Raw genomic sequence first — 21957 nt, forward strand, 5'->3', positions numbered from 1 at the left:
GCCATGTTTGGCACATTTGCAAGCGGGCGATTTCCCCTTTGGCAAGCGCAGCATAAGGATATACGGTAACGCTTGCATACGCGCGGATGTAGTACCCAGACCAATAAGACGGGCGACCCTATGAGCCTAGGCAAAAAACAAGACAATCCGGACCGCGCGCCGCGCCTGCTATTTTACAGCCACGATACCTTTGGGTTAGGCCACTTGCGCCGTTCGCGCGCGCTGGCGGCGGCGGTGACCGAAGCCGACCCAAGCGCATCCGCCCTGATCCTGACCGGCTCGCCTGTGGCGGGGCGTTTCACCTTTCCCCGCCGCGTCGACCATGTGCGCCTGCCGGGTGTAACCAAACGTTCGGACGGATCTTACGCGGCTCGCACGATTGGCATGGGCATTGATGAGGTGACCGAGCTGCGCTCGAGCCTGATCAAGACAGCCGTTCAGCAATTCGACCCCGACGTCCTGATCGTCGACAAGGAACCCACCGGTTTTCGCGGGGAGCTGCTTCCTACGCTGGAATTCCTCGAACAGTCCTGCGACACCAAGCTGGTTTTGGGCCTGCGCGATGTTCTTGACGAGCCGGAGGTTCTGGCCGCCGAATGGGATCGCAAGGACGCGATCGCTGCGACCGAGCGGTTCTATCATGAAATCTGGGTCTATGGGTTGCATTCGATCTACGACCCGACCGAGGGCCTACCGCTCAGCGCCGCGGCCCGGTCACGCCTGCACTGGACCGGCTATCTGCGCCGCGACCTCGGCCCGGTCGGAGAGCCCCCGGAACAGCCTTATATCCTGATCACGCCCGGTGGCGGCGGCGATGGTAAGGCGATGGTCAACCTGGTCCTCTCGGCCTACGAACAGGACCCGACCCTGTCGCCCCGCGCGGTGCTGGTCTATGGGCCCTTCCTGTCGGGCGAGTCGCGCGATGAGTTTGAAACCCGCGTGGCCGCGCTGAACGGGCGCGTGACGGCTGTCGGGTTCGAATCCCAGATCGAAACGCTTTTTGCCGGGGCCGCGGGCGTTGTCTGCATGGGTGGCTACAACACGTTTTGTGAGGTGCTATCTTTCGACAAACGCGCCGTCATCGTGCCGCGCACCACGCCTCGATTGGAACAATGGATACGCGCCTCGCGCGCCGAAAACCTTGGCCTTGTCCGGATGCTGGACGAACAACGCGACGGCTTGACGACCGACGCGATGATCCGCGCCATCCGCGAGCTACCGCGCCAGCCACTACCCTCGCAGGCGATCAGCGACGGCTTGTTGGACGGGCTGGACTACGTAACAGGCCGCATCGATGCGCTGCTGCACCGGGAACAGGAACGAGCGACCGGATGACATCCCAAAACCCGAAACTCGCGGTGCTGGTCAAAGGATGGCCGCGCCTGTCCGAGACGTTTATTGCACAAGAACTGGTCGCCTTGCAGGAGGCTGGCCATCAGTTTGACATCTGGTCCCTTCGTCACCCGACCGACACCAAACGCCACCCCCTGCATGACCGGTTCAAGGGGCAGGTGCACTATCTGCCTGAATACCTCTATCAGGAACCACAGCGCGTCTGGGCCGCACGGGCCATCGCCAAGCGCCTGCCGGGCTATGCCGAGGCCTACCGCGTTTGGCGGCAGGATCTGCGCCGCGACCCGACCCACAACCGTATTCGCCGCTTTGGACAGGCCTGCGTTTTGGTGGCTGAGCTACCGGATGCAACGCAGGCGCTCTATGCCCATTTCATGCACACGCCCTCATCCGTGGCGCGCTATGCCGCCATCATGCGTGGTGTACCGTGGAGTTTTTCGGCCCACGCCAAGGATATCTGGACCTCGCCCGAATGGGAAAAGCGCGAAAAGCTGCAAGCGGCGACCCATGGGGCCGCTTTTGGGGCTACCTGCACCGCTATAGGCGCCGCCCATCTGCGGGAGCTCGCCGATGACCCCGCACGCGTTGACCTGATTTACCACGGGTTGGACCTTGCCCGCTTCCCAAGCCCGCCAAATCGGAAACTACGTGCAGCGAATGGGCCGTTTCACATGATCTCGGTCGGGCGACTGGTCGAGAAAAAGGGCTTCGACCGTCTGATTGATGCCTTGACCTTGCTACCCGAGACGCTGGACTGGCACTGGACCCATATCGGCGGCGGCGCTTTGGGGGACGTACTGCGCGACCGCGCCACGGCAGCCGGCATCGCCGACCGGATCAGCTGGAAAGGCGCCTGCGATCAGCCTGAAGTGATTGAGGCCATGCGCATGGCCGACCTCTTCGTCCTCCCCAGCCGCATTGCCGAGGATGGCGATCGCGACGGGTTGCCGAATGTTCTGATGGAGGCCGCCTCGCAACTCCTGCCGATCCTGTCCACGCCGGTGTCCGCGATTCCTGAATTCATCACCTCGGGCACTCACGGCATCCTGTCGGATGACGATCCAATGGCGCTGGCCGACGCGGTGCTAGCACTGGCGAGCGATCCCGAAGCCACCGCCAAAATGGCCTGGGCCGCCTATGACCGCTTGCTGGCCGAGTTCCGGATGGACCCCGGCATCGCGCGGCTTTCGGATCGGCTGAACGCTTTGTTCCTGGAAACGGTCTAATGGCTCGCGTGGCGTTTTACGCCCCCATGAAGTCCCCACACAGCCCGACCCCTTCTGGCGACCGCGAAATGGCACGGAACCTGATCACTGCCATTGTCGCCGAAGGGGATCACGTCGACCTCGTGTCCGAGCTGCGGATCTATGACAAGCACGGAGATAGCGCCAAACAGCACGCCTTGCGCGCGGCGGCCGAGGCCGAAACTCAACGCCTGATCGCCGCGTTGCCGCAAGACACGTCGCTTTGGGTGACCTACCACAACTACTACAAAGCCCCGGATCTGATTGGCCCGCAGGTCTGCGCGGCGCGACGGATCCCCTATGTTCAAATGGAAAGCACACGGGCCAGCAGCCGCCTGAAGGGGCCTTGGGCCGGGTTCGCACAATCCGCTCATGAGGCCTGCGACGCGGCCAAGGTGATTTTCTATCACACCGCAAATGACCTGATCACGTTGGAGCGCGACCGCTTTGGCGCTCAGGCTCTGGTCGAGTTGCCACCGTTTTTGCCGATCACGGATTTGCCCCCTCAGGCCGCGGCCGAAGGTCCGATGCTGGCTGTCGGCATGATGCGGCTCGGGGACAAGCTGGCCTCGTATCAATTGCTGGCCGAAGCTCTGACATATCTCACTGGCGATTGGAAGTTGCAGATCGCAGGCGACGGACCGGCCCGAGGCGAAGTTGAAGCACTCATGGCCCCGTTCCGCGAAAAGGTCACGTTACTTGGCCAACTGGACCAAGAGAGCCTGGGCCAACTCTATCAGAGTTCGGGGTTTCTGGTCTGGCCCGGCGTCAACGAAGCCTACGGCATGATCTATCTTGAGGCTCAGGCCGCAGGCCTGCCTGTGGTCGCGCAAGACCGCCCCGGCGTGCGCGATGTACTTTCGCCGTCGGACTACCCGAGTGTCGATCAAGGGACGCAAGGACTGGCCCAGCGCATGCAGACCCTGTTGCAGAACGGCGAAGAGCGGGGACGCCTTGGGAGTAAAGCCCGCAAATACGTGGCTGATCGCCACCTGATGCCGGGCGCGACGCGTCGGTTCTGGCAGACCATCCGCCCCTTGTTGGAGGATTCGGCATGACCAGACTGGCCTTGCTGCGACACGGTCATACGCCGTGGAACCGCGCCGGACAGATTCAGGGGCGTAGCGACATCGCGCTGGACCCCGAAGCGCGGGCTGAACTGTCCGGATACGCCTTGCCCGCCTCTTGGGAGCAGGCTCAGATCTGGGCCAGCCGGTTGCGGCGCGCGCGTGAGACGGCGCAGATCGTCTCGGGCCGCGCCCCGATGACCAGCGACGCGCTGATCGAGATGAACTGGGGTGATTGGGAAGGCTTGCGCGGTGTAGACCTGATTGCAGACCCATCCAGCGGCTACCGGCATATCGAGGATTGGGGTTGGGACTATCGCCCGCCAAATGGCGAAAGCCCGGCTGAGGTTGCAGATCGTCTCGCGCCTTGGCTGGCGGAACTCCGGCAAGACGCCCTGGCCGTATGTCACATCGGCATCATGCGGGTCATTCTGGCGCGCGCCTGGGGATGGGATTTTGAAGGCCCCGCCCCTTTCAAAATCAAGCGCAACAGGCTCTACGTCATCGACATGGAAACGATGACGCCCGAAGCGGAGCCGGTCCGCCTGATCAAGCGCGAGGCCACGACATGAAAGTGATGCTTGTCGTCACCCACCTGTTGGGAACCGGGCACCTAAGCCGAGCCTTGACGCTGGGGCGCGCTTTTTTGGGTGCAGGCCATGAAGTGATGGTGGTGTCTGGTGGCATGCCAGCGCCTCAGCTTGACAGCACGGGCCTGACGCTGTTTGGTCTACCGCCGCTGCGCTCGGATGGGACCAACTTTACCCGGCTGTTGGGTGAAGACGGCAAAGAGGCTGATGAAACCTATCGCAACGCGCGGACCGTGGCGTTGGTTGGGGCTGTCCGCGCGTTCCAGCCGGACGTTTTGATCACCGAGCTTTTTCCATTTGGCCGCCGCGTACTAGCCGTTGAATTCGAGGCTGCTCTGACCGCCGCGCGGGCACTGCCGCACAGCCCCGTCATCCTAAGCTCAATCCGTGATATTCTGGCACCACCATCCAAACCCTCTAAGGCCGAACGGGCCGATGAGATTATTGACGCGTTTTATGACGGTGTTCTGGTTCACGCGGATGAGCGTATCACACCGCTGAGTGTCAGCTGGCCCGTCTCAGACCGGCTGTCCGGGTATTTGCACTATACCGGCTTTGTCGCGCCGGTTGCACCGCACCCCCATCCGGACGGTGTCGGTGAGGGAGAGATTCTGGTCAGCGCGGGTGGCGGATCGGTGGGGCAGCCGATCTTTCGCGCGGCCATCGTGGCCGCCCGAAGGATGCCTAACAGGCGCTGGCGCCTGTTGGTGGGCGGGCGTGATGCCAAGGCGCGCATTTCTGAACTGTCCCAGTTGGCCGAAGACGCACCCGTTGTCATCGAACCCGTGCGCCCGGATTTTCGGCAAATGCTCCCTCATGCTGCGGCATCGGTGAGCATGTGCGGCTACAACACCGCGATGGACCTGCTGCAATCGGGTACTCCGGCGGTGATGGTACCTTTTGACGACGGCAATGAAGTGGAACAAAGCCTGCGCGGGCAAAGCCTGTCTGCGCTTTCTGCGATGGAGGTTCTTCCCAGCAAAGACCTTGACGCGACCCGCCTCTCCGAGGCCTTAGAGCGGGTCATTTCTGACGCGCCCCGTTCGACACAGGGCTTTGGTTTCGACGGAGCGCAGCGCAGCGTTGAGATCGCTCAGAGGCTCTGGGACGCGCGCTGATGATGGCAGATTGGCGCATATTGGACGAAGAACTGGCCATTTGGCGCGACCAAGGGCTGTCTTTTCCGCTGTGGTGGCGGGACGACGATGCGATTGCTCCGACCCCTCAGCTGGACCAACTCTCCGCTTTGTCCGAACGGCTTGGGATTTCGGTTCACCTGGCGATCATCCCGCGTAATGCTACGGGCGAACTGGCGACTTACATGGCGCAACTGCCGAACCTGATACCGGTTGTCCACGGCTGGGCGCATGAAAACCACGCTCCGCCAGAGGAAAAGAAATCCGAATTTCGCCTGCACCGTCCCATGGAGACGATCTTGCAGGACGCCGAGGCCGGTATGACGCGCCTGCGGTCTCTGTTTCCGGATAGTTTGCGTCCCATGTTCGTTCCCCCGTGGAACCGTATCGCGCCCGAGATTGCCGCGCGTCTGCCCAATCTCGGGTATGAAATCCTCTCGACTGCGACCCCTCGGACATCGGCGCAGGCCGCGCCGGGGTTGGAGCAGGTGAACACCCATATCGACCCGATCGACTGGCGCGGCAGCCGGAGCTTGGTGGATCCTGTCGCGCTGATACAGAAAGCCACTGCGCTGCTGCGGGATCGGCGGGAGGGGTGCTCTGACAACAGCGAACCGCTCGGCGTATTGACCCATCATCTGGTCCATGATCAAGACATCTGGGCCTTCACCGAAGCCTTGCTGAAACACCTACTAGACGGGCCGGCGACCCTCTGGACCGCCCCCAGACACGGAAACGGAGACCCCGAATGAGCCGACTGGATTCCATGCTGCGGCGCCTGACCGCGCAACGCGACGGGCTGAACTGGGCCGCTGCGAAGATCGCTGATCAGAAAGGCGATGTGCTGGATATGGGGCTCGGCAATGGGCGCACCTATGACCACCTGCGTGAAATCCTGCCCGAGCGCCGCATCTGGGTGATGGATCGCGTTCTGCAATGCCACCCCGACAGCACTCCTCCAGAACAGGATTTCCTGCAGGGCGAGGCCGAACCTATGCTGCAAAAGCTTGCCAGCGCAGGGCACAAGATGGCGATGGCGCACTACGATTTCGGCCGAGGGATCAAGGCGGATGACGTGGCCGAGGCGGCGCGCCTCAGCCCACTGATCGCACAGGTGATGCAGCCCGGTGGGTTGCTGATCTCTGGCCAGCCGTTGGTCGGGTTCGATCAGATCGAGGGGCCTGAAACCATCGCTCCGGACCGCTACCTGTTCTACATGGCCTGATCAGGCGACGCGCCGCCCACGCGACCAGACCGCATTCAGGGCGGGAACACCTGCCCGCATGCGAAACCGGATCAGATCCGCGCGGGCGCCGGTGCGCAACACGCCCCTGTCCTCGAGCCCCACGGCCTGTGCCGGGGTTTGGGTCACGGTCCGCAGCCCACGCGCCATGTCGCCCCACATCTGCCCCAGCCGCACGGACGACAGCAACAGCGCCGAGGGCACGTAGTCGGACGAGATGATGTCCAGATGGCCCAGCTCGGCCAATTCCTGCGCCGCGACATTGCCCGAATGCGACCCGCCCCGGATGATGTTCGGCGCGCCCATCATCACCTTGATCTCGTGCGTGTGGCAGGCTTGGGCAGCTTCGACCGTTGTCGGGAACTCAGCCAGACGAATGCCGTGACCTGCGGACACCTGTACCTGCTCTTCCGTCGTATCATCGTGGCTTGCCAAAACCGCGCCAAAGCGGTTTGCAGCCTTAACGGTCTCAACCTCATGCTTTTCACCATTGCGGTCGCGCAGCCCTTTCAGATGGGCCACGTGTTGCATGAACGTATCATCGTCCATGGCGTATTTGCCCTTCATATAGGCCTCAAGCTTCGAGAGATCGCGAAACTGCCGCTGACCCGGCGTGTGATCCATGATCGAGACAAGACCAACACGGTCCTCAGGGCCGAACTCGTCTAGTTCTTCGACCAGAGTTTCGGAACACACCTCGGCCCTGAGGTGCAGGAAGTGGCTGATCTTCAGCGCGTCCTGCTCGCGCAGGTCCCAGAGTTCCTGCGACAGCCCGCGCGCGTATTTCAGATACCGGGCCGAGCCTGAGGGGATGGACCCGATCCGCATTGCGTCAAACACGGTGGTGATCCCGGTGCTTGCCAGCTCGGCATCATGGGCGAGGATCGCGGCGGCGTGGGGCCAGTCGACCTTGGGGCGCGGCTGGATGTGACGCTCAAGGTTGTCCGTGTGCAGCTCGACCAGACCCGGGCTGATATAGTCGCCTTCGCAATCGATCGCCCCTGCAGGGATCGAAGCGCCTGTTTCGATATCCGCAATGCTGTCACCTACGACCCGAACACGCCCCGTGACGGTTTCGTCCGGCAAAACGAGCGTGGCATTGGCAAGGATCATTTCTTCTGTCATCTGAACTTCACACAATTTGAGCTATTGAACGGGCCACGCAATAGGAGGCCAATGTGACATTCACGCGATACGCGATCTACTATGCCCCCCCTGCAGATGCAGAGTGGACGCAATTTGCAACCAGCTGGCTGGGCTGGGACATGGAAACCGGAGCAACGGTGGTGCATCCCGCCGTAGACGGGATCGACGTAGCCTCGGTCACCGAAGTTCCACGCAAATACGGGTTGCACGCGACGATGAAACCTCCGTTTCGGCTGCGCGATGGGCAGACGGTTGAAACGCTCTACGAGGCCTGCGCCACGCTGGCCGCGCGCCATGCGCCGGTCTCGCTGGACGGGCTTGAGATCGCGCGGCTGGGCCGGTTTTTGGCCTTGCGCCCGGTCGGAGAGACCCATGCCCTGAACGCCCTCGCCGCGGCCTGTGTGCAAGAGCTTGACGCGTTCCGCGCGCCTGCGTCCGAGGCCGAACTGGCCCGCCGTCGGGCGGCAAACCTGACCCCGGCGCAGGACGTCAATCTGGTGCAATGGGGCTACCCTTACGTGTTGGAGGCCTTCCGCTTCCACATCACGCTGAGCGGCAAACTGGCCAAACCCGTGCTGGCGGAGGTCGAAGCGGCTTTGGACGCGCATCTGGTCCCAAAACTGCCCGCGCCCTTCCAGATCGAGGATCTGGCCCTGATGGGCGAGGCGGAGGATGGACGTTTTCACCTGATCCATCGCTACGCCCTTTCCGGCTGAAGCCGCGCAAGGATCGCGTTGACCGTATCGTCCAGCGCGCCCGAGTTATCGATCTCGATCACCCGGCGCAACCCTTCGGGCAGCGGCGCTTTGGCGCGACCAAGGCGCTTGGCCTGTTCTTCAGTGGTCTCGCGGCCGCGCGCTGCGAGGCGTTGTTCCAGAACCTTTGCATCGGCGGTCAGGGAGATCACAACAAGGTCCCCAAAAACCTCCTGCGCTTGCAGTAGTACCGCGCGGGAGAAATTGACCAGCACAGCCTGACATTGCGCTCGCTGTTCCGCAATCTGCACCGGCACACCGTAGTGCAGCCCATGTGCCCGCCAGTGCATCGAGAAGGCACCATCCAGCACCATCTGTTCAAACATTTCGACCGAGACCCGGTCGAAATCCTCACCCTCTTCCCCCTCGGGTCGCGTGATCACGCGACGCAGGCGCTGGATCCCCGACGCGCGGGCCTCTAGTGCAGCCATGACGCTGTCCTTGCCCACGCCTGACGGGCCAACAACCGCTATAACGGGTGCAAGGCTCATGCCGCCTGTCCGGGCGTGAATTCCGAGACATTGACCGAATGGTCGCACACACGCTCGCGCGCCTCGACGTCGTGGAAAATCCCGACAATTGCGGCCCCGCGAGCCTTGGCCTCTTCGATCAGCGACAGAACCGTTTCCCGGTTCTGCGCGTCCAGACTAGACGTCGGCTCGTCCAGCAGCATCGCCGGGTAGTCATGCGCAAAACCACGCGCGATGTTCACACGCTGCTGCTCGCCACCCGAAAACGTAGTCGGGCTGAGCGACCAGAGCCGTTCGGGAATATTCAACCGAGCCAGCAACCCCGCCGCCTTGTCCAAAGCGGCTTTCCGGTCACTGCCCAGCGCCAAAAGCGGCTCGGCCACAACCTCAAGCGTAGCGACCCGAGGGACAACCCGCAGGAACTGGCTGACATAGCCCAACGTCTCACGCCGCAGCGCCAGAATCTCACGCGGTTGGGCTTTCGCCACGTCCAACCCGCCGACCAGCACCGCGCCTGAGGCCGCGAGGTAGTTTCCATAGATTACTCGCATCAAGGTGGATTTGCCGGCGCCTGAGGCCCCGGTCAGTGCAACGCATTCACCGGGGCCGACCTTCAGCGAGGCACCCTCCATCACAGGAATGACCGCGCTGCCCTGATTGTGCAGGGTAAAGCTCTTGCTGACGTCTGTAAGCTCAATCATTGCTTCATCTTTTCCCAAATTCTCAAACCTGCAGAACGCTGGACACGAGCAGCTGCGTATACGCATGTTGCGGATCGTCCAGCACCTGATCGGTCAGGCCGGTTTCGACGACATGCCCGTCTTTCATCACCATCAACCGATCCGCCAGCAGGCGCACAACGGCCAGATCGTGGGTGACGATAATCGCGCTCAGACCCATCTCTCGCACCAAACCGCGCAACAGATCCAGAAGCCGCGCCTGAACCGAAACATCCAGCCCTCCGGTCGGTTCATCCATGAACACCAGCCGAGGCCCCGTCACCAGATTACGCGCGATCTGCAGGCGCTGCTGCATCCCTCCCGAGAACGCAGTGGGGCGATCATCGACCCGAACCTCGCTGATCTCAACCCGGCCCAACCAGTCGATCGCCTTGTCGCGAATGTCACCGTAGTGGCGATCGCCAACGGCCATCAGACGCTCGCCGATATTGCCGCCCGCACTGACCGACATGCGCAAGCCGTCGCGAGCGTGTTGATGGACAAAGGCCCAATCCGTGCGGCTCAGCATCCGCCTCTCGGGCTCGGACATGGTGACCGTATCGACAGGGCCGTCAGCACGGGTGTCAAAGATCACCTGCCCTACATCGGGTTCAAGATGACCCGCCAGGCAATTCAGCAACGTCGATTTGCCCGACCCGCTTTCGCCGACGATCCCCATCACCTCACCGGGATAGAGATCAAAACTTACATCCGTACATCCGATCCGCGCGCCGTAGCTCTTTTCGATGTCCTTGACTTGCAATAGCGGGGTCATGCCGCGTCCTCTCTGGTCATGGGGCCTTGGTGGCCCGCCTCGCGGCGCGACCGGCAGTAATCCGTGTCCGAGCAGACAAACATCCGATTGCCCGCGTCATCCATGATGACTTCGTCCAGATAGCTGTCCTCGGCCCCGCAAAGGTCGCAGGGGTGATCGGCTTTGGAGGCCTCAAACGGGTAGTCCTCAAAATCGAGGCTGACGACTTTGGTATGGGGCGGCACCGCGTAGATCCGCTGTTCGCGCCCCGCGCCGAACAGTTGGATCGCGTCCATCTCCAGCTTCGGGTTGTCGAATTTCGGAAGCGGCGACGGGTCCATCACATAGCGATCCGACACTTTGACCGGATAAGCGTATGAGGTCGAAATCGCACCGTGTTGGCTGATATCTTCGTAAAGCTTCACATGCATCAGCCCGTATTCCTCAAGGCTGTGCATCTTTCGCGTCTCGGTCTCGCGCGGTTCGAGAAAACGCAGAGGTTCTGGGATCGGGACCTGATAAACGAGGATCTGATCCTCGGTCAGCTTTGCCTCGGGGATGCGGTGGCGGGTCTGGATGACGGTCGCCTTCTCGGTCTCTTCCGTGGTCGCAACACCGGCCGTGTTTTCAAAGAACTTGCGGATCGAGACCGCGTTGGTCGTGTCATCCGCCCCCTGATCAATCACCTTGAACGTATCGTCAGGCGTCAGCGTCGCCGCCGAGACCTGAACCCCGCCAGTGCCCCAGCCATAGGGCATCGGCATCTCGCGGCTGGCAAAGGGTACCTGATATCCCGGAACCGCCAACCCTTTGAGGATGGCCCGGCGGATCATCCGTTTGGTCTGCTCATCCAGATAGGCGAAGTTGTACTCGGTCATAGCAAACCTCTTTCTGTCAACGCGACGTCCAAAGCCTGCGGCGACGTGAAGTGAATGGCGTCCATTCCCACTGCCTTTGCACCTTTGACATTGTGCAGGCCGTCGTCGATGAACACGCAGTCTTCGGGCGCGTGGCCGGAACGTTCGCACAGGATCTCGAAAATCCGGGCATCAGGCTTCATCACACCCTCCTGCCCCGACACGACCAGCGTGCCAAAGACCTCACCCAACCGTGGTTGCACCTTCAGCCCCTCGGGCCAAGTTTCCGCCGACCAATTGGTGATGGCGTGGACCGGCGTGCCTTGCGTCTTCAAGCGGTCCAGAACGTCCCATGTGCCGTGAATCGGTGTCTCGACCGTGCGGGCGTAGAGGCCGACATAGGCTGCGAACAGCTCCTGATCGCGCGGGTCCGAAAGCTCCTGCGCCATATCGGCGAAACGCTCTCCATTGTCGCCCCGCGCGTTGCGCGCTAGGAAATCTGTCCTTTTGATGAAGGCGTGTGCGGCGTCTTCCGACCCCAGCTCCTCGACCCAGGCCAGATGCGGCTGCCAATCGACAAGCACGCCACCGATATCAAAAACCACCGCTTTCATTCTGCAGCCTCCTTGGGTGCTATGCGTTCTTCCGCCTCGCGGCGCAGCTTGCGCACGAGTTCCAGTTCGGATTGAAAATCCACGTAATGCGGCAGCTTGATGTGTTCGAGGAACCCGGTGGCCTGAATATTGTCCGCATGGCTGAGGACGAATTCCTCATCCTGCGCGGCGGCCCCCAGATTGTCTTCGCCCAGTTCTTTCCAACGCAACGCCCGGTCGACCAGAGCCATCGAGATCGCCTTCCGCTCGGACTGCCCAAAGACCAGACCATAGCCGCGGGTGAACTGCGGCGGTTCCGTCTTGGAGCCCTGGAACTGGTTGACGGTTTCACATTCGGTCAGTTCGACCTCACCGATCTCAATGGCGAAACCCAGCTCCGGGATGTCCATCTCGACCGCTACTTTGCCGATCCGCAATTCGCCGACAAACGCGTGATTGCGGGCGTAGCCGCGCTGGGTTGAGTAGGCCATGCCGAGAACGAACCCCTCATCCCCGCGGGTCAGGGCCTGCAAGCGCAGAGGGCGGTTCGAGGGAAACTCCATCGGCTCCCGTGTAAGGTCGCCCGGTGCATCTTCGCTGAGTGGTTCGTTCTGAATAACGCCCTCACCCTTGAGGAAGCTGGTGATATGCGGCGTCGGTTCTTGCCGGGCGTCGCCTTCGGGCGCGGGGGCAACCTCCCCATCAGCGGCTAATTTGAAATCCAGCAGCCGGTGGGTGTAGTCGAAGGTCGGCCCCAGCACCTGCCCCCCCGGCGCGTCCTTGAACGTGGCCGAGACGCGACGGTCGCAGGCCATATCCCCCGTCTTGACCGGATTGGAATAGCCAAACCGGGGCAGCGTGGTGCGATAGGCACGGATCAGAAAGATCGCCTCGATCAGATCCCCGCGCGCCTGCTTGATCGCCAGCGCCGCGAGGTCCGGGTCGTACAGGGACCCCTCGGCCATAACCCGATTGACGGCAAGGCTCAGCTGTTCGCGGATTTGCGCGATACTCAGATCGGTGATGTCGGTATCGCCCCGACGCTCCTCAGCCAGCCAGGCATGGGCGTTTTCGATGGCCTTTTCACCACCTTTGACGGCTACATACATCGGTTACCCCTCGGCCTGAATCTGCGTGCTACGCGGCAAGGCTGCGACCTGATCCCCGCGGGTGAAGAAGAAGTCACAGCCCAACGGATAGAGCATCGCATTGCCCTGCAGCGACGCGATATCCGGCAGCGACAAACGCGTAGTGGTCTTGATCCCCGGTCCGCTTAGAACCGCGCCGTTCGGCGCAAGCGCTTCGCTCTCAACAATCAAAGTGGTCGAGCGGTCGGGATATTCGGACGTGCCGATCCTGTAGTCGCTCAGAGGCATCAGGTCAGACCAGCGGCCTACAGCGAAATCTGCTTTCGACGCCTCGACGATTGGCGCACCTGTATGAAACCTGAGCCATTGACGCATGTCCGGCGTATCTGCCGCGCCCGCCAGATAAACGCCCGTATCCGCGTCACAAAGTGTCAGCAGCAGAGTGCCTGCCGCGACCGATAGCGGTGCCGGAGGTTCCGCCCCGACTAGCGCTCTGATCTCACCGGGGCGCGCCATCACGGTCATCGCGGCGCGAAACGCGTACGCGGCATCGCGCGGGGCGTCTTGAAATCCACCTGAGAAGTGCGTTTGTGCGTTCATCAATCTTCTCCCCGGACCAGCGTGAAGAACTCAACCTTGGTGGCCGCCGCTTTTGCCGCACGCGCCTTGCTTGTATCTTGCATCTGGGTCTTGAGCGGAGTGATCACCAGTTCGGTCACACGAGCCGCTGCCTCAGTCTGCATCAGCGCATCGATCAGCGCAGCGGCCTCGGCCTTGGGCTTGGAGCGGCCCTGGACATAGCCATGACCCACGGTGCCATCCTCCAAAGCCAACGAGCAGCGCGTGACCGTCATTTCACCCAGGTTGAACGGGGCGCCGATGGCGCCCGCACGACCGCGCACCATCACGCCGCCAATCTCGGGGCTTCGCAGCCATTTGAACGATGGACGATCCGCCACCCTGTCCCAAAGCAGCATCATCGCATCCTCGGGGGCGCGGGCCAGCAGGCCCATCCACTCCTGACGCGTGATCCCGTTGCTTCTCATCTGTTCTGTCATCGAAAGCCCTTGTCGCGGTTGTCTACTCGAACTATACAACTAGACAAATATTAACCTGCATCCGCCTGTCAGGCAATCCATGAGACCGTGAAGTTTTGATGACATGAGCAAAACGCCGATTTGGAAGAGCATCGCACTCAGCTTGACCTCGGATATCGCCGAGGGACGCTTTGGCACCGGTGACCGAATGCCGACTGAGGCGCAACTGGCGGCCACTCACGGCGTGAATCGGCACACCGTCAGGCGCGCACTGGCCGAGCTGGCAGAGCAAGGGTTGGTTCAGCCTCGGCGCGGGGCTGGCGTCTTTGTCACTGCGCGACCAACGGATTATCCGATTGGCAAACGGGTCCGATATCACAAGAGCATTTCCGCCAGCGGCAAGATACCGGGCAAGCGCATCCTGTCCCTGACCACACGCGCCGCAGATGAGGCCGAAGCCGAAGCACTGGCTTTGCAGCCCGGCGATCCGGTTCATGTTTATGACGGCTTGTCTTTGGCGGATGGTCAGCCCATCGGGCTGTTTCAAAGCGTCTTTCCGGCGCTCAGATTACCCGACATTCTCACCCATTTGACCGAAACCCAATCCGTCACTAAGGCGCTTCAGCTCTGCGGAATTGAGGATTTTGTACGAACGTCCACACGGCTGACCGCCCGCGCGGCCACGGCGACTCAAGCGCTTCACCTGAACCTCAACGAAGGCGCACCGATCCTGCATTCACTGGGGATCAATGCGGCCCCAGATGGGCAGCCGGTCGAGTATGGAAAAACCGTTTTCGCCGGTGAACGCGTAACCCTGACGTTGAACGAGGCCTGACAAGCGGGTGCTCCCGTCCGTCTTCAGCCTCCTGCCGGAGGCTTCATCCCGTTGGGGGTCGCGCCGCGCAAAGCGCGGCGCTGGGCCCAAGGCCGCCAATGGGTATCGGCGTAGCCGATGCACATGCGGGCGCGGGAGGGCTACTCGTATTTCTCCAGAAACGCCTCAATGTGCAATGCGCGGAAATCCGGTAGCACGTCGCGCAATCTGTCGTGGCTCCAGTCCCACCAGGCCAGAGCCAGTAGCCTCTCCGACACCTGTTCGGAAAAGCGCCGCCGGATCGGTTGCGCGGTCACCCCGGCAACGATCGTGTAGGGGGCGACATCCTTGGTCACGATCGCACCGGACGCCACAACCGCCCCGTGCCCGATCTTCACCTCGGGCTTGATGATCGCCGCGTGACCGATCCACGTGTCATGGCCAATCGACGCCTGTCGCCCAGCGCGATGGGCAAACCACTCTGCATCGTCTTCGGCATCCTCCCAATAGTCAGCTGAGCGATACAGGAAATGATGCAAGGAGGCTTTCTCCATCGGGTGATCCGTCGCGCCGATCCGGGTGAAGCTGGCGATATTGGCGAATTTTCCGATCTCGGCGTTAGCAATATCACAGGTTCGGTCGCAATAAGAGTAGTCACCGAAGCGCGAATTGGCGACCCGCGTCCCGGCGCCGATCTCGACATAGGCACCAAAGCTGCTGCCCGAGATCTGGCAATCCGGGTGAATGAAAGGCTGATCAGAGCGCAGGCGCGTCATCATATTTCCCTTACGCTCAGGACTGCAGCTTGGCCGCGCCGCGCGGCTTGCGCTTTTTTCCCGTCTCGCCCTGAATTAGACGCTTGCGCAACCAGCCCGAGAACCAATCCATCAGCATCACCATCAGAATGATGAGAACGATGTAATAGGCGACCTCTTCCCAGTCTTTCTGCGTGATGATCGCCTGCGTCAGCAACAGACCAATCCCGCCTCCGGTGATCGCCCCGATCACCGTCGCGCTTCGGGTGTTGGATTCAAGGAAATATAAAAGCTGGCTGAGCAGAACCGGAGTAATCTGCGGGATCACCCCAAAGCGATAGCGCTGCGGCGCATTGGCCCCTGTGGACTGGACGCCTTCGATCTGCTTGTTGTCGACATTCTCCAACGCCTCGGAGAAGATCTTGCCGAAGGTTCCGGTGTCGGTCACCAGAATGGCCAGCGCCCCTGTCAGCGGTCCCGGGCCAAAAGCACGCGCCAGAACCACGGTCCAGATCAACGCATCCACACCGCGTACAAAGTCGAACACGCGCCGCGTTGCAAAGCGGACCGAGCGCAGCGGGTTGAAGTTCCGCGTCGCGAGGAAGGCCAAGGGCAGAGCAATCATACCCGCGCCCAGCGTGCCGAGAAACGCCATCAGGATCGTCTCAAAGATCGCCCAGGCCACGTCCTGATGCCGCCACATCTTGTTGGTCCAGAAGTCATTCAGGATCGCACCTGCCTCACCGGATGCGGCAAGGCTCACAAGCTCGGGGAAGGACTTGCCGTAGTAGGGGCTGTCGAGCGTGAACCAGAACAACTCCCACCCGGTGAAGTAACGAAACACCTCTGACCGGTTGCGGGTGACGGTCAGTCGGCCTGCATCGGTTTTGATGGCCAGACGGTTCTTGGAGACATTGATCCAGTCCGGAACCTCTCCGGCAGGTAACTCAGCCTGCACACCGGCCGATCGGCTGGGGGTTGCGCGTATGGTGCCGTAGCTTGGGATGTCATATTCGACGGTTTCGGGGCCGAAACGCACCACATGGCCGTCTTCCAGATCAATCACCGTCGTCTCACCCAGCGCGACCCAATCCGGCGCGGTGCCGTCAGGATAGCTCCCTTTCCGCTCACCCTCAATCGCGGCAGAGACCTCACCAGTGCGGTTGTCGCGTTCAATATGCGTCTTGTAGCTGTAGCTGTCCGCCACCAGCGTCTTACCGTTTTCCCAGTTGGCCCGCTCGGTCAGGCCCGGAACGTCAAAGGCGAAGAAGACGTAGATCAGGTAGAGGGCAACCAGCCCCGGCAACCCGAAATTCACGATGCGTTTACGGCTGAACAGGCGGTCCGCTTCGGCCTTCAGGTCGTCAATCGACAGATCGGTGGCAAAGGTACTCATGCCGAGGCTCCTTTTTCCGACCCGTGGGTCAGACGGTCGCGCAGATAGCCAGAGATCTGATCAACGACCACAATAGTGACGAAGAGAAGGATGAAGATGGCTGCAGCCTCATCGTAACGACCCTGTCCCCAGGACATGGCGTTGCGCAACTCATAGCCCAGCCCTCCGGCACCGACAAAGCCAAGGATGGCCGAGGCGCGGATATTGATCTCGAACCGCAGCAAAGCGTAGCTGACATAGTTCGGGCCAACCTGAGGGATCACGCCCAGATACATGCGCTGTGACCAGTTGGCCCCGACGGACTGCAACCCCTCGACGGGTTTGAGCGAGGCGTTCTCGTTCACCTCAGAAAACAGCTTGCCCAAAGCGCCTGCAGTGTGGATGGCAATGGCGATCATCGCGGGCACCGGCCCTCCACCCAGAATGAAGATCAGAACCAGAGCGATCACGATTTCCGGGATCGCGCGGCAGATATCCGAGATCCGTCGGAACAGCGGGATCAAAGAGGGCCAGAGCGCCATACCTCGCGTCGCCATCAGGGCCAGAAACGTGCCCGCAATCGTCCCGATCAGGGTCGAGGCGGCGGCAATGTTGATCGTCTCGATCAAGGCCGGGAAGAATTCGACCAGATTGGCCGGCATCTCGGCGATCTTTTCCCACGCCTCGGACAGAACCTCGGACGGGTAGTCCAGAATCCGATGCCATCCATCTGTAAAACTGCCTGCATTGCGGTCATCAGCCGTGCGGAAGCCCGCTGCCATAAGGGCAACAAACAGGATCAGGAGGATACCACCATAGACCCGTTTGCGCCGCGTCATCGCGGTATAGTCGTCGCGGATCTGTTCGACGCTACAGGACCCTGCCGAAAGGTCAGTCATGGAATGCTCCTGAGTGGAAAACGGGGTCCGGCAAAACACCGGACCCCGCGTATTGAAGAGACAAGCTTAGTTGGACTTCAGCTTGCGCGCTTCGATGATGATTTCGTAGGCGTCGTGGGTGATTGGATCAAAGCTTTTGGCTTCGCCCGCAGCCACACCGTAGAAGCAATCCCGGTCCTTCTCTGACAGGGTGTCCCACAGCTCGGTCACTTTGGCTTTGACGTCGGCAGGCAGGGCCTTGCGGACAACAACCGGGCCTTCCGGGATCGGCTCGGATTTCCAGATCTGCACCAGATCGTTCATGTCGATCAGACCGGCATCAACGGCGCGGCGCAGAGCGCCCGACTGATAGCCGTCTTCCCATTCGCCCAGACCATCGGCCCAGGTCACACCGCCATCAACGTCACCGTTGTTCACAGCAACGATGGTCTGCTCGTGACCGCCGGTGAACTTCACTTCACCGAAATAGTCGCCCGAATCCATGGTCGCGCCGGTGGCCGCAGGGATTTCGATCGACGGGATCAGGTAGCCCGAGGTCGAGTTGGGATCGCCGAAGCCAAAGGTCTTGCCCTTCATGTCTTCCAACGAGGTGATGCCGCTGTCTTTGCGGGCAAACCCGATCGAGTGATAGCCGTAGCCGCCATCGGTGTTGACCTTGACCAGCACCGGCTCAACCGCTTCGGGGTCGGACAGGTAGGTTTTCGCGTAACCCGACGCGCCCAGCCAGGCGACGTCGATGGTGCCGCCCAGCAGGCCCTGGATCACACCGTTATAGTCGGCAGGGGCAAACAGCTTGGCCGGAACGCCCAGAGCCTCTTCGGTGTAGACGCGCAGGCACTCGTTGTTATTCAGACGGTCCTGAGCGTTCTCACCGCCCAGAATGCCGATACGCAGCTCGGAAATCTCCTGAGCCATTACAGGCGCGGCCATGGCAGTGGTCGCAACAAGGGCAGCAACTAGTTTTTTCATCTGTCTCTCTCCAGTTTGATGTTCCCGACCTCTCATCGGGCCGGGCGATGAAAGGGGTTGGGGTGGCTCAGACGGTCGCTTCGGCTTCCATCAGGGCCTTCTGAGTGGCATCCAGTGTTTCGATCTCGGTCGACGTTGCCTCTTCCGAGAAGCTGGCATCGGCGCCGTAGATCTCGCGGGCGACACCGGTGGTCAGCTGCTCGGGCAGGCCGTCAAAGACGATACGGCCGTCGCGCATGCCCACCACGCGGTCGCAATAGCGGCGCGCAGTATCCAGCGTGTGCAGGTTGGCGATGACGGTGCGGCCGTCCTCTTCGTGGATGCGGCGCAGGGTCTGCATCACCACCTGCGCGTTCATCGGGTCCAACGAGGCAATCGGTTCATCCGCCAGAATGATCTTGGGGTCCTGCATCAGGGCGCGGGCAATGGCCACACGCTGCTGCTGACCACCCGAAAGCGCCTCGGCCCTTTTAGGCGCGTGTTCCGCTATCCCCAGACGATCCAGAATGTCGATGGCACGGTGGACCTCTTCCATCGGGAACAGGTTGAGCATCGTAGCCAGGGTCGAGTGACGGTTCAGCGTGCCGTGAAGCACGTTCGACACCACGTCCAGACGGGGCACGAGATTGAACTGCTGGAAGATCATCGCACAATCGGCCTGCCAGGCGCGCTTGTCGCGACCCTTCAACAGAGTCACGTCGCGGCCTTGAAACAGGATCTCGCCATCGCTGGCATCCGTCAGCCGGTTGATCATGCGCAACAGCGTCGATTTACCCGCGCCCGAGCGACCGATGATGCCAATCATGCAGGGCTTGTCCACGTCCAGCGTTGCGGTATCCACCGCCACATTCTCACCGAAGCGTTTGGTCAGTTTTTTGATGTGCAGCACGTGGCACCCCCAATTCGTGTTGGCGGGTAGCTACGGATTGCACTCAACGGATATGTGTCGGTTCAGTGAAAGTTTTGTAAACACCGCAGCCGGTACCATAGGGCCTACCCTTCAGGCTCATTCCCCGATATACGCGCCCGCAACCCCAGTTTCCTGCATGAGGCCCGCTATGAGCTTTGACCGTTCCATCAAGATCGCTCCGTCGATCCTGTCCGCCGATTTCGCCAATTTAGGGGCCGAGATTCAGGCTATCGAGGCGCAGGGCGCCGATTGGGTCCACATTGATGTCATGGACGGCCATTTCGTGCCAAACCTGACCTTCGGCCCTCCGGCGGTCAAAGCGTTCCGCCCCCATGTGAAAACGGTGATGGATGTGCATCTGATGATCACACCGGTCGATCCCTATATCCAGGCCTATGCCGATGCGGGCGCCGACATCCTGACCGCCCATGTTGAGGCCGGTCCACATACACACCGCACCCTGCAAGCCATCCGCGCGGCGGGCATGAAGGCCGGTGTTGCCCTGAACCCGGGCACCCCAGCCGAGGCGGTCGATCATCTGCTGGACCTCACCGATCTGGTCTGCGTCATGACAGTGAACCCGGGCTTCGGAGGCCAAAAGTTCATCGACATGACCACCAAAGTCCGCAAGCTCCGCGAGATGATCGGAGACCGCCCGGTGCATATCGAGATTGACGGCGGTGTTGACCCAAAAACAGCCCCGCTGGTCGCAGCAGCAGGCGCGGATGTGCTGGTCGCGGGATCGGCCGTGTTCAAGGGCGGGTCTGTCGACAAGCCTGACGTCTATGGTGCGAATATCACTTCGGTTCGGGCGGCTGCGGAATCTGCGTTGAAGTAATGCTACTGGCCGCCGCTGTATCTCAGCCGCAAAAGGTCAGAACGAGATCTTAAAACTCAATGATCCAACAACCTGCCCTTCAGGTTGTTGGTTGAATTCTTCACTTAGATAGGTCGCGCCGTAGAACAGAGTTCCGTATTTGGCCTCCCAGTTCAGACCAAGGCGCGCGCGATACCGTTCATGCTTAAGGCTGACCTCCCCGGAATTCGGGATATATGCGCTGTCGTCCACATAGGCTGCATCAAACCCGAACACGCCGCTGACACCCTTTGGCCCTGTCCGCATGGAGCGATAGCGCTGCCCAGTGATCTTGTCGCGGATCAGTAGCTCTGACCGCCCCACCTGTCCAAATGTCACGTCCATTCCAACGCGGGCGAGAGTTTCGTCCCCAACCCGCACAGAGGCAAACGGGCGGAGGCGCGTGTTTCGGCCCCAATCCCACTCTCGTCCGATTTCCGCGACGACGGTGGGATAAAAATCATTGGAAATCTGATCATCCAGGACCGCCCGCGACGGTGGGGTGCTTCCGATCAGCTCGTGAAACTCGGTCTGCAGACTGTCCACGCCCGTTTGCGGCCCTACGGCCACCAATTCAGCGCCTACAGTGAACTGCGCACCGCGTCTTTGAAAATGCGTATAAGCACCAAGCGACAGGATCCCGGCATACTGTCTGTCCTGCGGGTTTGGCGTAACCAGGTCCTCGGGAGATACCATCTGCGTGTACGCCCGAATCTCGATCACGTCCCCAAAGGTTTCGGGCAGTTCCCCGCTCCAGCCGCGCGCAAGAATCCAGGACAGGTTCAGAGACGACGTCTGCCAACGGTCATGATCATCACCAATCAGATCATCCGTGAACATCCAGCCGAAGCCGATCAACTCTCGCTTTGATGACTCTGTTTGTTGGGGCGTGGGAGACAAGGATTGTGCGAGCAGAAAATGCGGAACACACAGGAAGACAAGTGCCCAGAATATCTTCATTGCCGTCCCCTTCCCTCTTCACGCTCAGCCGTTCATCAGGCGCGATACGTTTTCAAGGACCGTAAGAAAAGGTTTTGATTTCAACAATATTTTCATGCGCGAGTGCAGTGAGTCGCGGCCAAAAGGCAACATCTCAGGCGCCCTGAGAGACATCCGGATCGTGGCTCAAACGAAAAAGGGCGTCCCGAGGGACGCCCTTTCCGTCTGATCATTCGCTTGCGCGAATTATTCAGTGATTTTCGATACAACGCCGGCGCCGACGGTGCGGCCGCCTTCGCGGATCGCGAAGCGCAGGCCCTGCTCCATCGCGATCGGTGCGATCAGCTCAACGCCGAACGACACGTTGTCGCCGGGCATGACCATCTCG

Annotated in this window: 26 protein-coding genes; 10 read left to right on the forward strand and 16 right to left on the reverse strand. The window is 61.2% G+C overall.

What is annotated here, in order from left to right; all coding sequences use genetic code 11:
* Positions 1-120 precede the first annotated feature (120 nt).
* Genes ACR0NO_RS08255 through ACR0NO_RS08285 form a run of 7 tightly spaced genes read left to right on the forward strand, consistent with a single transcriptional unit; the run spans position 121 to position 6615 of the window.
* Positions 121-1335, forward strand: coding sequence for a glycosyltransferase family protein (locus ACR0NO_RS08255; RefSeq protein WP_480563315.1), 1215 nt, complete (start codon positions 121-123; stop codon positions 1333-1335).
* Positions 1332-2579, forward strand: a complete 1248-nt coding sequence (locus ACR0NO_RS08260; RefSeq protein ID WP_480723592.1) for a glycosyltransferase family 4 protein — start codon at positions 1332-1334, stop codon at positions 2577-2579. Before ACR0NO_RS08255 ends, ACR0NO_RS08260 begins: the two co-directional genes overlap by 4 nt.
* Positions 2579-3655, forward strand: coding sequence for a glycosyltransferase family 4 protein (locus ACR0NO_RS08265; protein WP_480723593.1), 1077 nt, complete (start codon positions 2579-2581; stop codon positions 3653-3655). Before ACR0NO_RS08260 ends, ACR0NO_RS08265 begins: the two co-directional genes overlap by 1 nt.
* Positions 3652-4236, forward strand: a complete 585-nt coding sequence (locus ACR0NO_RS08270; protein WP_480723594.1) for a histidine phosphatase family protein — start codon at positions 3652-3654, stop codon at positions 4234-4236. Before ACR0NO_RS08265 ends, ACR0NO_RS08270 begins: the two co-directional genes overlap by 4 nt.
* A complete protein-coding gene (locus ACR0NO_RS08275) occupies positions 4233-5372 on the forward strand; it encodes a glycosyltransferase family protein (RefSeq protein WP_480723595.1) in 1140 nt (379 codons plus the stop codon). The genes ACR0NO_RS08270 and ACR0NO_RS08275 overlap by 4 nt, the downstream gene beginning before the upstream one ends.
* Positions 5372-6142 carry a polysaccharide deacetylase family protein gene (locus ACR0NO_RS08280; protein ID WP_480723596.1) on the forward strand — a complete coding sequence of 257 codons (771 nt, stop codon included), beginning with the start codon at positions 5372-5374 and terminating at the stop codon, positions 6140-6142. Before ACR0NO_RS08275 ends, ACR0NO_RS08280 begins: the two co-directional genes overlap by 1 nt.
* On the forward strand, positions 6139-6615 hold the full coding sequence (locus ACR0NO_RS08285) for a class I SAM-dependent methyltransferase (protein ID WP_170377542.1): 477 nt from the start codon (positions 6139-6141) through the stop codon (positions 6613-6615). Before ACR0NO_RS08280 ends, ACR0NO_RS08285 begins: the two co-directional genes overlap by 4 nt.
* On the opposite strand, the gene ACR0NO_RS08290 is transcribed toward ACR0NO_RS08285, so the two are convergent.
* Positions 6616-7758 carry an alpha-D-ribose 1-methylphosphonate 5-triphosphate diphosphatase gene (locus tag ACR0NO_RS08290; RefSeq protein ID WP_480723597.1) on the reverse strand — a complete coding sequence of 381 codons (1143 nt, stop codon included), beginning with the start codon at positions 7756-7758 and terminating at the stop codon, positions 6616-6618. It lies immediately after the preceding gene.
* Positions 7759-7811: 53 nt separating this feature from the next.
* Between ACR0NO_RS08290 and ACR0NO_RS08295 the strand changes: the two genes are divergently transcribed.
* Positions 7812-8495, forward strand: a complete 684-nt coding sequence (locus ACR0NO_RS08295) for a DUF1045 domain-containing protein (protein WP_480723598.1) — start codon at positions 7812-7814, stop codon at positions 8493-8495.
* Here the strand turns inward: ACR0NO_RS08295 and phnN are convergent.
* From phnN to phnG, 8 genes are read right to left on the reverse strand one after another with little or no spacing between them, the layout of a single operon-like run.
* Complete coding sequence (gene phnN, locus ACR0NO_RS08300; RefSeq protein WP_480723599.1) at positions 8477-9025, reverse strand: phosphonate metabolism protein/1,5-bisphosphokinase (PRPP-forming) PhnN; 549 nt, start codon at positions 9023-9025, stop codon at positions 8477-8479. The genes ACR0NO_RS08295 and phnN overlap by 19 nt on opposite strands.
* Positions 9022-9705: a phosphonate C-P lyase system protein PhnL gene (gene phnL, locus ACR0NO_RS08305; protein WP_480723600.1), complete on the reverse strand. Its 684-nt coding sequence runs from the start codon at positions 9703-9705 to the stop codon at positions 9022-9024. The genes phnN and phnL overlap by 4 nt, the downstream gene beginning before the upstream one ends.
* A 22-nt stretch (positions 9706-9727) precedes the next feature.
* The gene (phnK, locus tag ACR0NO_RS08310; protein WP_170676750.1) at positions 9728-10498 is read right to left on the reverse strand and encodes a phosphonate C-P lyase system protein PhnK; all 771 of its coding nucleotides are present in this window, start codon (positions 10496-10498) and stop codon (positions 9728-9730) included.
* Positions 10495-11355, reverse strand: a complete 861-nt coding sequence (locus ACR0NO_RS08315; RefSeq protein WP_480723601.1) for an alpha-D-ribose 1-methylphosphonate 5-phosphate C-P-lyase PhnJ — start codon at positions 11353-11355, stop codon at positions 10495-10497. Before ACR0NO_RS08315 ends, phnK begins: the two co-directional genes overlap by 4 nt.
* Complete coding sequence (locus tag ACR0NO_RS08320; protein ID WP_170472243.1) at positions 11352-11948, reverse strand: HAD family hydrolase; 597 nt, start codon at positions 11946-11948, stop codon at positions 11352-11354. The genes ACR0NO_RS08315 and ACR0NO_RS08320 overlap by 4 nt, the downstream gene beginning before the upstream one ends.
* Positions 11945-13036 carry a carbon-phosphorus lyase complex subunit PhnI gene (locus ACR0NO_RS08325; RefSeq protein ID WP_170719607.1) on the reverse strand — a complete coding sequence of 364 codons (1092 nt, stop codon included), beginning with the start codon at positions 13034-13036 and terminating at the stop codon, positions 11945-11947. Before ACR0NO_RS08325 ends, ACR0NO_RS08320 begins: the two co-directional genes overlap by 4 nt.
* A gap of 3 nt (positions 13037-13039) precedes the next feature.
* Positions 13040-13615, reverse strand: coding sequence for a phosphonate C-P lyase system protein PhnH (gene phnH / locus ACR0NO_RS08330; RefSeq protein ID WP_480723602.1), 576 nt, complete (start codon positions 13613-13615; stop codon positions 13040-13042).
* Entirely contained in the window at positions 13615-14073 is a 459-nt protein-coding gene (gene phnG, locus ACR0NO_RS08335) for a phosphonate C-P lyase system protein PhnG (RefSeq protein ID WP_480723603.1), read from the reverse strand. The genes phnH and phnG overlap by 1 nt, the downstream gene beginning before the upstream one ends.
* 103 nt (positions 14074-14176) lie before the next feature.
* On the opposite strand from phnG, the gene phnF reads away from it, so the two are divergent.
* Positions 14177-14887 (forward strand): phosphonate metabolism transcriptional regulator PhnF, encoded by a 711-nt coding sequence (phnF, locus tag ACR0NO_RS08340; RefSeq protein WP_480723604.1) that lies wholly within the window; start codon positions 14177-14179, stop codon positions 14885-14887.
* A 140-nt stretch (positions 14888-15027) separates the two neighbouring features.
* Here the strand turns inward: phnF and ACR0NO_RS08345 are convergent, their stop codons facing one another.
* The 5 genes from ACR0NO_RS08345 to phnC all read right to left on the reverse strand — a co-directional run bounded on the left by ACR0NO_RS08345 (position 15028) and on the right by phnC (position 19753).
* Positions 15028-15642: an LbetaH domain-containing protein gene (locus ACR0NO_RS08345; RefSeq protein WP_480723605.1), complete on the reverse strand. Its 615-nt coding sequence runs from the start codon at positions 15640-15642 to the stop codon at positions 15028-15030.
* 16 nt (positions 15643-15658) lie between these two features.
* Positions 15659-17017, reverse strand: coding sequence for a phosphonate ABC transporter, permease protein PhnE (gene phnE / locus ACR0NO_RS08350; protein ID WP_480723606.1), 1359 nt, complete (start codon positions 17015-17017; stop codon positions 15659-15661).
* Positions 17014-17895 carry a phosphonate ABC transporter, permease protein PhnE gene (phnE, locus tag ACR0NO_RS08355; RefSeq protein ID WP_480723607.1) on the reverse strand — a complete coding sequence of 294 codons (882 nt, stop codon included), beginning with the start codon at positions 17893-17895 and terminating at the stop codon, positions 17014-17016. The genes phnE (ACR0NO_RS08350) and phnE (ACR0NO_RS08355) overlap by 4 nt, the downstream gene beginning before the upstream one ends.
* A gap of 66 nt (positions 17896-17961) precedes the next feature.
* Complete coding sequence (gene phnD, locus ACR0NO_RS08360) at positions 17962-18864, reverse strand: phosphonate ABC transporter substrate-binding protein (RefSeq protein WP_170377512.1); 903 nt, start codon at positions 18862-18864, stop codon at positions 17962-17964.
* A 67-nt stretch (positions 18865-18931) separates the two neighbouring features.
* A complete protein-coding gene (gene phnC / locus ACR0NO_RS08365; protein ID WP_480723608.1) occupies positions 18932-19753 on the reverse strand; it encodes a phosphonate ABC transporter ATP-binding protein in 822 nt (273 codons plus the stop codon).
* Between the two features lie 169 nt (positions 19754-19922).
* Between phnC and rpe the strand changes: the two genes are divergently transcribed.
* Positions 19923-20612: a ribulose-phosphate 3-epimerase gene (gene rpe / locus ACR0NO_RS08370; RefSeq protein ID WP_480723609.1), complete on the forward strand. Its 690-nt coding sequence runs from the start codon at positions 19923-19925 to the stop codon at positions 20610-20612.
* Positions 20613-20648: 36 nt separating this feature from the next.
* Here rpe and ACR0NO_RS08375 read toward each other — a convergent pair whose 3' ends face one another.
* Positions 20649-21590: a lipid A-modifier LpxR family protein gene (locus ACR0NO_RS08375; protein ID WP_480723610.1), complete on the reverse strand. Its 942-nt coding sequence runs from the start codon at positions 21588-21590 to the stop codon at positions 20649-20651.
* 225 nt (positions 21591-21815) lie between these two features.
* Positions 21816-21957: EF-Tu C-terminal domain-related protein (locus tag ACR0NO_RS08380; protein ID WP_480723619.1), on the reverse strand; the 142-nt coding region annotated here is incomplete at its 5' end.

The sequence above is a fragment of the Ruegeria sp. CL3 genome (assembly GCF_056536505.1).